Annotated in this window: 11 protein-coding genes; 7 read left to right on the top strand and 4 right to left on the bottom strand. The window is 54.2% G+C overall.

The window, feature by feature from the left end; genetic code table 11:
* The first annotated feature begins 99 nt into the window (after positions 1-99).
* Positions 100-657, top strand: a complete 558-nt coding sequence (gene maa, locus AAZT04_RS18835) for a maltose O-acetyltransferase (protein WP_020837153.1) — start codon at positions 100-102, stop codon at positions 655-657.
* Between the two features lie 34 nt (positions 658-691).
* On the opposite strand, the gene AAZT04_RS18830 is transcribed toward maa, so the two are convergent.
* Complete coding sequence (locus tag AAZT04_RS18830; RefSeq protein ID WP_044553778.1) at positions 692-1,744, bottom strand: NAD(P)-dependent alcohol dehydrogenase; 1,053 nt, start codon at positions 1,742-1,744, stop codon at positions 692-694.
* 224 nt (positions 1,745-1,968) lie between these two features.
* Positions 1,969-4,800 carry an excinuclease ABC subunit UvrA gene (gene uvrA / locus AAZT04_RS18825; protein ID WP_020837151.1) on the bottom strand — a complete coding sequence of 944 codons (2,832 nt, stop codon included), beginning with the start codon at positions 4,798-4,800 and terminating at the stop codon, positions 1,969-1,971.
* Between the two features lie 277 nt (positions 4,801-5,077).
* On the opposite strand from uvrA, the gene ssb1 reads away from it, so the two are divergent.
* Together ssb1 and AAZT04_RS18815 are read left to right on the top strand one after the other, a co-directional pair.
* Positions 5,078-5,614: a single-stranded DNA-binding protein SSB1 gene (gene ssb1 / locus AAZT04_RS18820; RefSeq protein WP_020837150.1), complete on the top strand. Its 537-nt coding sequence runs from the start codon at positions 5,078-5,080 to the stop codon at positions 5,612-5,614.
* A gap of 614 nt (positions 5,615-6,228) precedes the next feature.
* A complete protein-coding gene (locus AAZT04_RS18815) occupies positions 6,229-8,109 on the top strand; it encodes a reverse transcriptase domain-containing protein (protein WP_434681317.1) in 1,881 nt (626 codons plus the stop codon).
* Positions 8,110-8,263: 154 nt separating this feature from the next.
* On the opposite strand, the gene AAZT04_RS18810 is transcribed toward AAZT04_RS18815, so the two are convergent.
* Positions 8,264-9,013 carry a 3-oxoacyl-ACP reductase family protein gene (locus AAZT04_RS18810; RefSeq protein WP_020837149.1) on the bottom strand — a complete coding sequence of 250 codons (750 nt, stop codon included), beginning with the start codon at positions 9,011-9,013 and terminating at the stop codon, positions 8,264-8,266.
* A 128-nt stretch (positions 9,014-9,141) separates the two neighbouring features.
* Here AAZT04_RS18810 and AAZT04_RS18805 point away from each other — a divergent pair, with 128 nt between their 5' ends.
* Positions 9,142-10,059: a LysR family transcriptional regulator gene (locus AAZT04_RS18805; protein WP_046372534.1), complete on the top strand. Its 918-nt coding sequence runs from the start codon at positions 9,142-9,144 to the stop codon at positions 10,057-10,059.
* Between the two features lie 56 nt (positions 10,060-10,115).
* Here the strand turns inward: AAZT04_RS18805 and bhsA are convergent, their stop codons facing one another.
* Complete coding sequence (gene bhsA / locus AAZT04_RS18800; RefSeq protein ID WP_020837147.1) at positions 10,116-10,376, bottom strand: multiple stress resistance protein BhsA; 261 nt, start codon at positions 10,374-10,376, stop codon at positions 10,116-10,118.
* 231 nt (positions 10,377-10,607) lie between these two features.
* Here bhsA and AAZT04_RS18795 point away from each other — a divergent pair, with 231 nt between their 5' ends.
* The 3 genes from AAZT04_RS18795 (at position 10,608) to AAZT04_RS18785 (ending at position 13,429) form a co-directional block, all read left to right on the top strand.
* Positions 10,608-11,276, top strand: coding sequence for a glutathione S-transferase family protein (locus AAZT04_RS18795; protein WP_020837146.1), 669 nt, complete (start codon positions 10,608-10,610; stop codon positions 11,274-11,276).
* A 47-nt stretch (positions 11,277-11,323) separates the two neighbouring features.
* Positions 11,324-11,731, top strand: a complete 408-nt coding sequence (locus tag AAZT04_RS18790) for a VOC family protein (protein ID WP_020837145.1) — start codon at positions 11,324-11,326, stop codon at positions 11,729-11,731.
* Positions 11,732-12,067: 336 nt separating this feature from the next.
* Positions 12,068-13,429, top strand: coding sequence for an NCS2 family permease (locus tag AAZT04_RS18785; RefSeq protein ID WP_434681313.1), 1,362 nt, complete (start codon positions 12,068-12,070; stop codon positions 13,427-13,429).
* Positions 13,430-13,440 lie beyond the last annotated feature (11 nt).

Raw genomic sequence — 13,440 nt, 5'->3', positions numbered from 1 at the left:
TGATCGCGATTCGATATTGGGAACGTTCCCGTTTTATTGTTGATGAGGAAAGACTAGGCTTTTTAATCAATAAGCCGAAATACCAAAGGATGCCGCGAGATGGCGATGAGTGAAGAAAAACGCAAAATGATTGCCGGTGAATTGTACGACGCCGGCGACGAACTGTTGCGCAGCGAGCGCAAGCGCGCACGCCAATTGGTCCACCGTTACAACCATTCGTCACCGGATGAGGGCGACCTGCGTAAACAGGGATTGGCAGAATTGTTGGGCCAGTATCAGGGGGGCACTATCGAGCCGACGTTTCGCTGCGATTACGGCTACAACATCTATCTGGGGAAGAATTTCTACGCCAATTTTGACTGCGTGATCCTCGACGTATGCGAAGTGCATATCGGTGATAACTGCCTGCTGGCGCCTGGAGTGCATATTTATACCGCCACCCATCCGCTGGATGCGGAAACCCGCGTGGGCGGGGCGGAGTTCGGCAAGCCGGTGCGCATTGGCAATAATGTGTGGATTGGCGGTCGTGCGGTGATTAATCCTGGCGTTACGCTGGGGGATAACGTGGTGGTGGCGTCCGGTGCGGTGGTGACCAAGGACGTGCCTGCGAACTGCGTGGTCGGCGGCAATCCGGCGCGAGTGATAAAGCAGCTGTAAGAAAATCGGGCGCCGCTGTGGGCGCCCGAGAGGCTTAGGCTCGCAAAGAGTCGATATCCACCACGAAGCGATATTTCACGTCGCTTTTCAGCATCCGCTCGAAAGCTTCATTGATTTGCTGCATCGGGATCAGTTCGATATCCGAGGTAATGCCGTGCTGGCCGCAGAAATCCAGCATCTCCTGGGTTTCTGCAATGCCGCCAATCAGTGAACCGGCGATGCGACGACGCTTCATGATCAGGTTAAACACCTGCGGTGACGGATGGTCGTGCTCCGGTGCGCCAACCAGCGTCAGGGTGCCGTCACGGCGTAGCAGATTGAGGAACGGGTTCAGATCGTGCTGGGCCGCCACCGTGTTAAGAATAAAATCGAAACTGTTGGTGTGCTGCGCCATCTCTTCCGGATTGCGTGAGATCACCACTTCGTGAGCGCCGAGGCGTTTGGCATCTTCGACTTTGGACGCTGAAGTCGTGAACAGCACCACATGCGCTCCCATCGCCCGGGCCAGTTTAACGCCCATGTGCCCCAGCCCGCCGAGACCGACGATGCCCACCTTTTTACCCGGACCGGCGCCCCATTGACGCAGCGGGGAATAGGTGGTGATACCGGCGCACAGTAAGGGGGCGACACCGGCAGGATCGAGGTTTTCCGGTACGCGAAGTACAAAGTCCTGATCTACTACCATATCGGTGGAGTAGCCGCCGTAGGTGGTGGCGCCGGTTTGTCGATCCTCACCGTTATAGGTGCCGGTAAACCCATTTTCACAATATTGCTCCAGACCCTCGTCACAGCTCGGACAGCTGCGGCAGGAGTCCACCATACAGCCCACGCCGACCAAATCGCCGACCTGATAGCGTGACACATGGTTGCCGACGGCGCTCACGCGCCCCACAATTTCGTGGCCGGGAACCACCGGAAAAAGAGTGTTGCTCCATTCGTTGCGGGCCTGGTGTAAATCCGAATGGCAGACGCCACAGAACAGAACCTTGATTTGCACATCGTGGTCGCGCAAGGTGCGCGGCGTGTAATCAAAAGGAACTAACGCTGATTTGGCGTCATGCGCGGCATAGGCGTGCGTAATGTTCATGGTAACTCCAGTCATCAGTGTATGGGGGGAACGGCTTCCGGCAGTAGGGTGCCGGTGGACGTGGCCTGAGTACGGCAAAGGGCCACAGAGGGAACATTGATGATAAAAGCTGAGAGCGGGGAGGGAAATGCCTGAAAATGTCTAAATCTTGCCTGTTTCTGTTCAATTTGACCGAAACGGGTAAGCGTGCGGGCCGCTACAGTAACGGCCCGCCTGGCAGGGGATTATTTCTTCTTCAGTAACGGCTTAAGGAAGCGCGCGGTGTGCGACGTTTCGCAGTTAGCCACGGTTTCCGGCGTGCCGGCAACCAGGATCTCACCGCCGCCGCTGCCACCTTCCGGCCCCAGGTCGACAATCCAGTCCGCGGTTTTAATCACGTCCAGGTTGTGCTCAATCACCACGATGGTATTGCCCTGATCGCGCAGTTGATGCAGCACCGCCAGCAGTTGCTGAATATCGGCGAAGTGCAGCCCGGTGGTCGGCTCATCCAGGATGTACAGTGTTTGACCGGTACCGCGTTTTGACAGCTCACGAGCCAGCTTGACGCGCTGCGCCTCCCCGCCGGACAGCGTGGTCGCCGACTGGCCGAGACGGATGTAAGACAGGCCGACTTCAATCAAGGTTTGCAACTTACGCGCCAATGCCGGTACCGCGTCGAAGAAATCACGTGCCTCTTCGATGGTCATCTCCAGCACTTCGTGGATGCTTTTGCCTTTGTACTTCACTTCCAGCGTTTCGCGGTTATAGCGTTTGCCTTTGCACTGGTCGCACGGCACATAGATGTCCGGCAGGAAGTGCATTTCCACCTTGATCACACCGTCACCCTGGCAGGCTTCGCAGCGGCCGCCCTTGACGTTAAAGCTGAAGCGGCCCGGGTTGTAACCGCGGCTGCGCGATTCCGGCACGCCGGCGAACAGTTCACGCACCGGGGTGAAGATGCCGGTGTAGGTCGCCGGGTTGGAACGCGGAGTGCGCCCGATCGGGCTTTGATCGATGTCGATCACCTTGTCGAAGTGCTCCAGACCGGTCACTTCGCGGAACGGCGCCGGTTCGGCAATAGTGGCACCGTTGAGCTGGCGCTGGGCGATCGGGAACAGCGTGTCGTTGATCAGCGTGGATTTGCCGGAGCCGGATACCCCGGTAATGCAGGTAAATAGCCCCACCGGCAGCGTCAGCGTCACGTCCTTCAGGTTGTTACCGCGAGCACCGCTCAATTTCAGCACCTTGGTCGGGTCCGCCGGTACGCGCTGTTCCGGAATGGCAATCTCGCGTTTGCCACTGAGGAACTGGCCGGTCAATGACTCAGGCTGCGCCATGATGTCTTCGACGGTACCTTCCGCCACTACCTGGCCGCCGTGCACGCCAGCACCGGGACCGATGTCGATGACATGGTCGGCGGCGCGGATGGCGTCTTCGTCATGTTCCACCACGATCACCGTATTGCCGAGGTTACGCAGATGGATCAGGGTTTCCAGCAGGCGTTCGTTGTCGCGCTGATGCAGGCCGATTGACGGCTCATCCAGCACGTACATCACGCCCACCAGGCCGGCGCCAATCTGGCTGGCCAAACGGATACGCTGCGCTTCACCGCCGGAGAGGGTTTCCGCCGAACGCGACAGCGACAGGTAGTTCAGGCCGACGTTTACCAGGAACTTCAGGCGATCGCCAATCTCTTTCAGCACTTTCTCGGCGATCTTGGCGCGCTGCCCGCTGAGCTTCATGTTCTGGAAGAAGGTCATCGCATGGCCGATGCTCAGATCGGAAATTTCCGGCAGCGTGGTGTCTTCAACGAACACGTTTCGCGCTTCTTCGCGCAGACGGGTGCCGTGGCACGAGGCACAAGGGCGGTTGCTGATAAACTTCGCCAGCTCTTCGCGCACCGCACTGGATTCGGTTTCTTTATAACGGCGCTCCATGTTGTGCAGCACGCCTTCGAACGGATGGCGGCGCACGGTGGTGTCACCGCGATCGTTGATGTATTTGAATTCGATCGATTCTTTACCGGAGCCGCTGAGCACCGCTTTCTGCACGTTGGCGTCCAGGCTGTTGAAAGGCGCTTCAACGTCAAACGCGTAATGCTCTGCCAGCGAACGCAGCATCTGGAAGTAGTAGAAGTTGCGACGATCCCAACCGCGAATGGCACCGCCGGCCAGCGAAAGCTCGGGGTTCTGCACTACGCGTTCCGGATCGAAGAACTGCTGTACGCCCAGACCGTCGCACGTTGGGCAGGCGCCGGCCGGGTTGTTGAACGAAAACAGGCGCGGTTCGAGTTCGCGCATGCTGTAGCCGCAGATAGGGCAGGCGAAGTTGGCGGAAAACAGCAGCTCATCCGCTTTTTCGTCGTCCATATCAGCCACAATGGCGGTGCCGCCGGACAGCTCCAGCGCGGTCTCGAAGGATTCCGCCAGACGCTGCGACAGGTCATCACGCACTTTAAAGCGATCGACCACCACTTCGATGGTGTGCTTTTTCTGCAACTCCAGCTTCGGGGGATCGGAAAGATCGCACACTTCGCCGTCGATGCGTGCACGGATATAGCCCTGGCTCGCGAGGTTTTCCAGCGTTTTGGTGTGCTCTCCCTTGCGGTCTTTTACCACCGGGGCCAGCAGCATCAGGCGTTTGCCTTCCGGCTGGCTGAGCACGTTATCCACCATCTGGCTAACGGTTTGCGCCGCCAGTTCGACATGGTGATCCGGGCAACGCGGTTCGCCGACGCGGGCAAACAGCAGACGCAGGTAATCGTGGATCTCGGTGATGGTGCCAACCGTCGATCGCGGGTTATGCGAGGTCGATTTCTGCTCGATGGAAATTGCCGGTGACAGACCTTCAATGTGGTCGACGTCCGGTTTTTCCATCAGCGAAAGGAACTGGCGTGCATAGGCGGAGAGCGATTCGACGTAGCGACGCTGCCCTTCGGCATACAGGGTATCAAAGGCCAGCGAGGACTTGCCTGAACCGGACAGACCGGTGACGACGATCAGCTTGTCACGCGGGATAATCAGGTTGATGTTTTTGAGATTATGGGTTCGAGCACCACGAACTTCGATATTGTCCATTTACACTTCCCGTCTTGATGATACACCGCGCCTGTCTGGGTGATTTACGCACGATTATGTGATCGAACGCGCAAAAAACCGGCACAGCCAGTACGAAACGCATAATTATGACACAAAAAAACCTGAATGAATATCCAGTACATGAATGCAAACAGGTCGATCGAAAGGACAATTCCGGAATACAGCACGCAGTAATCAACACGGGTGTCGTTTCAGGCTGAGCGTGTTAAACTTACTCGTTTATACTGTGTAAAAATCAATCATCAGGAGAGTTCTCATGGCCAGCAGAGGCGTAAACAAAGTAATTCTGGTCGGGAATCTGGGCCAAGACCCGGAAGTCCGTTACATGCCGAATGGCGGTGCAGTGGCCAACATTACCCTGGCAACCTCCGAAAGCTGGCGTGACAAGGCGACTGGCGAGCAGAAAGAAAAGACCGAGTGGCACCGTGTCGTGTTGTTCGGCAAGCTGGCTGAAGTGGCGGGCGAATATCTGCGTAAAGGTTCCCAGGTTTACATCGAGGGCGCGCTGCAGACTCGCAAATGGACCGATCAGGCCGGCGTAGAAAAATACACCACCGAAGTTGTGGTTAACGTTGGCGGCACCATGCAGATGCTGGGCGGCCGTCAAGGCGGTGGCGCACCGGCAGGCGGTGGTCAGGCTTCCGGCGGCCAGGGCGGTTGGGGTCAACCTCAGCAGCCACAAGGCGGCAACCAGTTCAGCGGTGGCCAGCAGGCGCGCCCGGCGCAGAACAACGCACCGGCAGCCAGCAGCAATGAACCGCCAATGGACTTCGACGACGATATTCCTTTCTGAGTGCGCCGTTTTGCTTTGTAAATCAAGTGGTTAACTCAATGTTCTGAGTTAACCATAGGCTGTTGGAGAGCCTATTGCAAGCCTGACTTATCCTTACCCAGTAATGGGTTTGAACCTCGAAAGAGGGAGGGGAGTGTAGCATGTCAGGAAAAGGCTGGTTGCGGGGAAATAACCTACTTTGCGCCAGCCATTGCAAGTCCCATATGGTTAAGCCTGATTGGTTGAATCATAGTTCATAGTGGGTTTCGGGATGCCTTTGACTCACGGTTATTCAGGAGTCATACCAGTATTTATAGTAATTATTTTTAGAAGGTTACTATATCCAACAATATTGGCACCTGCTCGGTGAGAGTGGTAATTGAACGTAAGTGGAACCTAAGTGGGATGCACCTTGACTACAAAGAAATACGGGATTACCTAAGTTGGTTATGTAATTAACCAATATGGTAACGGAGGCTCCGTAGTACCCAACGTAGCTCTGTAATGGAGTCGCAATTGGCTAACCAATCTGAAAAATATATATAAATTGATAAGCAATTATCGGTGAAATTATATTCGTAAGGGGGAAGGGAGTCAGTTGGAACTATACTAATAGAAGCGAGGTTCGATAGTCAGTGCTATCACAAAGAACACTCAATGCTCTAAGTGGTATAAACAAAGCCAGTACACAAGGTTATAAGATCAAGAAGCTGCACAAAATCATGTGTAGCAATAAAGATCTTTGGGCACAGGCCTATGCCAATATTTATTCTAATCAGGGAGCCATGACGAGAGGAATAAATAATAATACGATGGATGAAATGAGCGTGGACAGGATTATTAATCTCATTCAGCTTATAAATTCAGGCTCGTATAAGCCCAAACCTTGCAGGCGCACGCACATACCTAAAGATGCCCGAAAACCGAATGGAAAGAAACGTCCATTAGGTATTCCAACTGGAGACGATAAGTTAATACAGGAAGTAATGAGGATGTTACTGGAAGAAATCTATGAACCGGTTTTTAGCGACTGGAGCAATGGATTCAGGCCTAAACGTTCCTGTCATTCTGCATTAAAAGAAATCAGAAACCGTTGGAAAGGAACAAAATGGGTATGTGATGTTGATATCAAAGGTTACTTCGTCAACATTGACCACGATCTGCTGCTGAAATTCCTGAGTAAGCGGTTCGCTGATAACAAATTTCTGGCGCTTCTCAAGAAGTTCCTGAAGGCTGGCTATCTGGACAACTGGCGTTACTTTGGCACCCATAGCGGGACACCGCAAGGTGGTATTATCTCCCCTATTCTTGCCAATGTATTTCTCCATGAACTTGATGAGTTTATGAAAAATAGAATCAGCGAGTTCGGCAAAGGGGGACGGAGGAAACCCAATCCCATATACAAAAGAGCACTACAGAACCGAGCAAATCGTATTAAATGGATCAGGCAAGGTTTCGGCGCTTCCGGAATGCCTGCTGATGAGCAGAAAATCCAAAAATGGAGACATGAAGCGGATGAACTGGAGAAAAAATTGCGCACACTATCTAGTGTTATTATGGATGATTCTGAATTCAAAAGAATGCGGTATGTTCGATATGCTGATGATTTTCTGATTGGTGTGACAGGAAGTAAAAATGAGGCAAAAAAGATAATGAAAGAGGTTGTCAATTTTGTTGAAACTGAACTTCATCTGGAAATATCAAAAGAGAAATCCGGCATTATTGACCCAAAGAAAGGATTCACTTTTCTCGGTTATGAAATTAAAACACGCCGTGAAAGCAAACAGGTCAAATGTGTTGTAGGGCTTAATGCAGATGGAAGTAAAACTCATGCGATAAAACGTACGATAACGGAACACGTCCATCTGGGTGTACCGAGGGAAAGAATCCTGAAATTCTGCTCTCTACGTGGCTATGGGAATTACGATGGCGGATATGGTAATAGTGCTGGTCGGCCAGCAATGATGCACATGTCTGACTATGAAATAATTGGTCAGTACAACGCCGAAATGCGCGGCTATGCGAATTACTACAATCTTACCCCCGTTCTCTATCTCAATAAGTTGCATTGGATATGGGAAAATAGTCTTTATAAGACGCTGGCAGGTAAACATCGGATGTCACGCACCAAAATCGCGCGGCGGTTAAGGCAAGCGGATGGCAGGTATGTTTATCGGGAAAATCGTAATGGAAAGGTATATGAGTTGGAGGTATTTAGACTCAAAAACAGGAGTGCGCCAAAACACAGTTCACCGGATATATTGCCGAACACGCATAAATATTCTGGTAGAACTGAATTGCTGGACAGGATGGCTGCATGCCAATGTGAATATTGCGGTACCAGAACCGGTCCTTTTGAAGTCCACCATGTGAGGAAACTTAAGGATATCAAGTCGGGTACAGATAACTGGAAGAAGCTGATGATTGCCCGTAACAGGAAAACATTAGTGATCTGCCGGACCTGTCACGTCAACCTTCACAGAGGAACACTGCCAGACCGAAGAAGCTTTGTTTGATCCAATGGAGAGCCGTATGCACAGAAATGTGCACGTACGGTTCGGTGGGGGGGCAACGGCTATCCCGTTCTGGGCGCACGTGCCCTACCCAACTATCAGGTTGTCCTAAGCCCAAAAAAAAGCCCCGAAAGGGGCTTTTTGCTTTTCAGAACATTTAAGCCGAAAAACCGCCGTCGATGCTCAGGCTGGCGCCGGTGATATAGCCCGCCTCCGGACCGGCGAGGTAAGCGACAAAGCTGGCGATCTCCTCATCTTTGCCGTAACGGCTGATGGCCATCATGGCTTTTAACTGTTCGGCGAAATCACCGCTGGCCGGATTCATGTCGGTATCGACCGGGCCGGGTTGCACATTATTGACGGTGATGCCGCGTGGGCCCAGATCGCGCGCCATGCCTTTGGTCAGACCGACCAGCGCGGATTTGCTCATGGCATAAACTGCGCCGCCGGCAAAGGGCATGCGTTCAGCGTTGGTGCTGCCAATGTTGATGATTCGGCCACCGTCATTCATATGGCGCGCCGCTTCCTGGCTGGCGACAAATACGCTGCGCACGTTGACAGCCAGCGTGCGATCCAGATCTTCCAGCGGCAGCTCTTCGGTACTGCCCATCGCAAGCACGCCGGCGTTGTTCACCAGAATGTCCAGATTACCCAGGCTGTTTACTGCCTGGCGTACCGCTTGTTGCAGGGCCGCGGCATCGGCACTGTCGGCCTTGATGGCGAGCGCTTTACCGCCGGTGGCGGTGATTTCGGCCACCAGGGCGTCTGCTTTTTCGGCGGAGGCGACGTAGGTGAAGGCTACGGTGGCGCCTTCACGTGCCAGGCGCTTAACGATGGCGGCACCAATGCCGCGTGAGCCGCCCTGAATAAATGCGACTTTGTTTTGCAGAGGATGTGCTGTTGTCATGGTGCTTCTCCAGAGTGGGGTGAGGTTAAACATCTACCGGATCAGTATCTGGGAAACGCCGGGTCGCCACTAGCCACAAAGAGCTATAATCAGCTTAAACCGTGGGTTTGAAATCAACAGGAGCAACCATGCTTGGTCACCTGGAATGTTTTGTCAGCAGTGCAGAGAACGGCAGCTTTTCTGCGGCCGGACGCAAGCTGGGCATCAGCTCTGCGGCAGTCGGGAAGAACGTGACCAAGCTGGAGACGATCGTCGGGGTAAGGCTTTTCCAACGCAATACGCGCAAATTGATCCTGACCGAAGAGGGCGAACGTTTTTTGCAGGAGGTCAGCGGCGGCCTGTTGTCGATCCAGTGCGCATTAAAAGGAGTAAGCAGCGGCGGCGGGGTGGCGGCCGGCACGCTGAAGGTCAGCATGGGGACGGCGTTCGGCCTGCATTTTGTCATGCCGATGCTGCCCGACTTTCTGGCGCGTTACCCGGCAATTGTCCCAGACTGGCATTTCGACAACCGTAAAGTGGATCTGATTGGTGAGCATTTTGATGCTGCAATGGGGGGCGGTATCGAATTGGCGCAGGGCATGATTGCACGTGAACTGGCTCCAGCCCATGGGGTCCTGGTGGCTTCTGCTGCGTATCTGCAGCGCAACACCGCCATCCGGCAGCCGGAACAGTTGATGAACCATGCGGGCATTTTTATCCGCTCACCGCAAACCGGGCGGATCCGCAATCTGCCGCTACGTAATGCGGAGAATGAACAGCGAGCGCCGTCGATGGAAATCAAAATGACGGTAAATGAACCGGATGCTGCAGCGCAGGCGGCGGAAATGGGGTTGGGGATCGCGCTGATCGCCATGCCGAACGCCTTGCCTTATCTGGAAAGCGGTCGACTGGTGCGGGTATTGTCGGGCTGGTATGTCGATCGCGGCAGCGTGCACCTGTATTTCCCCACCACCAAGTTCCTGCCGACCAAAACCCGAGTGTTTGTTGATTTCATGATCGAACAATTTCGGCTGCAGAAGCTGGCGGCGAGATTTGATGCTCGCTAGAAACGAGAAAAGCCCCTTGCGGGGCTTTTTTCTTCCGTCAGTTTACTGTCTGACGATCAGTTGAAGATTTCTGCGGTGCCATACAGTTTGTTCTGGCCACCGGCGGAGATGATGCGGTAAGAGCTGGCACCGGATGCAGCGGCTTTGCTGGCCAGTTCATTTTCCAGCGTGCTCAGGTTAGAAGCGCCGCTCACGGACACCACACCGATTTTCTGGGCACCGGCCGCAGGCTGGTTAGCGGGTTGGTCAGCGGCAACGCTGGCGAAAGAAGCGGTAGTCAGCAGCAGAGCGGTAGCAAAAAATTTGATGTTTTTCATGATTCAATCCTCAGGGTATTTTTTAGGTGAGAGGCTGTTGTCTCTCGATGTGTTAGATAATAGGCCGTCATGCCCAAAGAGAAAATCGGAGAGTTTTGAGTATCTCTGTCAAATTTATTGATTTAATTTTGAGCGACAGATGACCTTGTTGGCGGGTGGGATAATTCACCACTACCCTTTAACCAGAAGCCTCGACATATAACGGGTGTGGCAACAGAGTGGAGAAGCCCCATGATTATCGTGCACCATCTAAATAACTCGCGGTCGCAGCGCATCCTGTGGTTTTTGGAAGAATTGGGAGTGCCGTACCAGGTGCAGCGCTATCAGCGCGATCCGCAAACCATGCTGGCGCCTGCGGAGTTGAAAAAGATCCATCCGCTCGGCAAGTCGCCAGTGATTGTCGATGGCGATCTTACGCTGGCGGAGTCCGGCGCTATTATTGAATATCTGCAGGAAGCCTACGATGCGCAGGGGCAGTTTATCCCCACCGACTATCATGCCCGGCAACAGTATCGTTACTGGCTACATTATGCCGAAGGGTCACTGATGCCGCTGTTGGTGATGAAGCTGGTGTTTAGCCGTTTGGGCCAGCCGCCCATTCCCTGGCTGTTACGGCCAGTGGCAGGGGCTATTGGCAAAGGCGTACAGCGGGAGTATCTGGATAAACAGATTGCTCCGCACCGCGACTATCTTGAACAGCACCTGGCCAAAAGCACCTGGTTTGTCGGCAATGAATTCAGCGCAGCGGACATCCAGATGAGTTTTCCGCTGGAAGCGATGGCGGCACGTGGCGCATTGGATGGCTGTCCAAAGCTACGCGACTATCTCCAGCGTATCCATGCGCGGCCGGCCTACCAACGGGCGCTGGAGCAGGGCGGGCCTTATGACCTGCTGAAATGAGCGAGTGGGCTATACTCGATGAGGTCACTCTTCGTCGGAGGTAGCCCATGGCTACGCAAATTTTTGTTAACCTGCCGGTGGGCGATTTGCCCGTATCCATCGAGTTTTTCACTCGTCTTGGTTTCAGCTTTAATCCACAGTTCACCGATGACACCGCCGCCTGCATGGTGGTCAGCGACAGCATCTATGTGATGCTGTTGACCCACGACAAATTCAAAATGTTCACCCCGAACCCGATCAGCGATGCCAGAAAGGCGACCGAAGTGCTGATATGCCTGTCGCAGCCTAACCGGGCAGCGGTGGACGATCTGGTGCGCAAAGCGATCGCCGCCGGCGGCAATACCTATAACCAGCCGCAAGATTATGGCTTTATGTACGGCCACGGTTTTCAGGATCTGGACGGACACATCTGGGAACTGATGTACATGGATGAAAAGGCGGCCCAGGCTCAGTAGTCGTTTTGCCCTCCGAAAGGGGGGCGCTCCCATCGGATTTACCTATGAGACAAATACCGTATTTTCGATAATGATTGATCCCAGTGCTTTTCCGCATAAATTGGCGCGATCTTTGGTTGATCAGACGGTATGGAAGGCTGGATAATCGTTTGCCTTGAATAAACCACCATAAATTACCCGCACCATTCACTGTGAGTTAAACGTTTGCCTTTGATGCGACGCCTATTGGCGACGTGAGCAAAGGGCAGAAAAGCAAACGTTACCCTAATGAACATGCGTGGGCGGAATAACAAGCCTCTTTAAACGGGCTGGCAATGAAACACAGGGGACAGCAACATGTCGAATTCTCAAGCGAATAACGCCGTTAAACCAAAAGGCGGGCTTGATGGTTATTTTAATATTTCTGCGCGCGGCAGCACCGTGCGTCAGGAAGTGGTGGCGGGGCTAACCACCTTCCTGGCGATGGTGTACTCGGTGATCGTGGTGCCGAGCATGCTGGGCAAAGCCGGCTTCCCGCCAACGGCGGTGTTTGTCGCCACCTGCCTGGTGGCGGGTCTCGGTTCGTTGCTGATGGGGTTATGGGCCAATTTGCCGATGGCCATCGGCTGTGCGATTTCCCTGACCGCTTTCACGGCGTTCAGTCTGGTGCTGGGCCAACACATCAGCATTCCGGTGGCGTTGGGGGCGGTATTCCTGATGGGGGTGCTTTTTACCATTATTTCGGTAACCGGTATTCGCGCCTGGATCCTGCGTAATTTGCCGATGGGCGTCGCTCATGGTACCGGCATCGGTATCGGTCTGTTCCTGTTGCTGATCGCGGCTAACGGCGTTGGCCTGGTGGTGAAAAACCCACTGGACGGCCTGCCGGTGGCTTTGGGCGCATTCACTTCGTTCCCGGTAGTGATGACGCTGCTCGGATTGGCGGTGATTTTCGGGCTGGAAAAACTGCGCGTTCCCGGCGGTATTCTGCTGGTGATCATCACTATTTCGGTGGTGGGGTTGGTGTTTGACCCGGCGGTGAAATACCAGGGCTTATTCGCGATGCCAAGCCTGGCGGATGCCAACGGCAATTCGTTGATTTTCAGCCTGGATATCATGGGCGCATTGCAGCCGGTGGTCTTGCCGAGCGTGCTGGCGCTGGTGATGACCGCGGTATTTGACGCTACCGGTACTATCCGTGCGGTGGCCGCTCAGGCCAACCTGCTGGATAAAGACGGGCAAATCATCAACGGCGGCAAGGCGCTGACTTCGGACTCCCTGAGCAGCATTTTCTCTGGTCTGGTCGGTGCGGCCCCGGCGGCGGTGTATATCGAATCCGCAGCGGGCACGGCTGCGGGCGGTAAAACCGGGCTGACAGCAACCGTAGTCGGTTTGCTGTTCCTGCTGATCCTGTTCCTGTCGCCGTTATCTTATCTGGTGCCGGTTTACGCGACCGCACCGGCGCTGATGTACGTTGGCCTGCTGATGTTGAGCAACGTCACCAAGCTGGACTTCAATGATTTTGTCGATGCCATGTCCGGCCTGCTGTGCGCCGTGTTTATCGTGCTGACCTGCAATATCGTCACCGGTATCATGCTGGGCTTCAGCTCATTGGTGATTGGCCGTATCTTCTCCGGCGAATGGCGTCGGCTGAATATCGGTACCGTGCTGATCGCCGTGGCGCTGGTGGCATTCTATGCCGGCGGCTGGGCAATCTAACCGCTATGTCG

This window comes from Serratia sp. Je.1.23.a, from assembly GCF_051129805.1.
Taxonomy (GTDB): domain Bacteria; phylum Pseudomonadota; class Gammaproteobacteria; order Enterobacterales; family Enterobacteriaceae; genus Serratia; species Serratia liquefaciens.
Note: the sequence above shows the minus strand (reverse complement) of the source record. Positions and strands in the feature narration are given on the sequence as shown.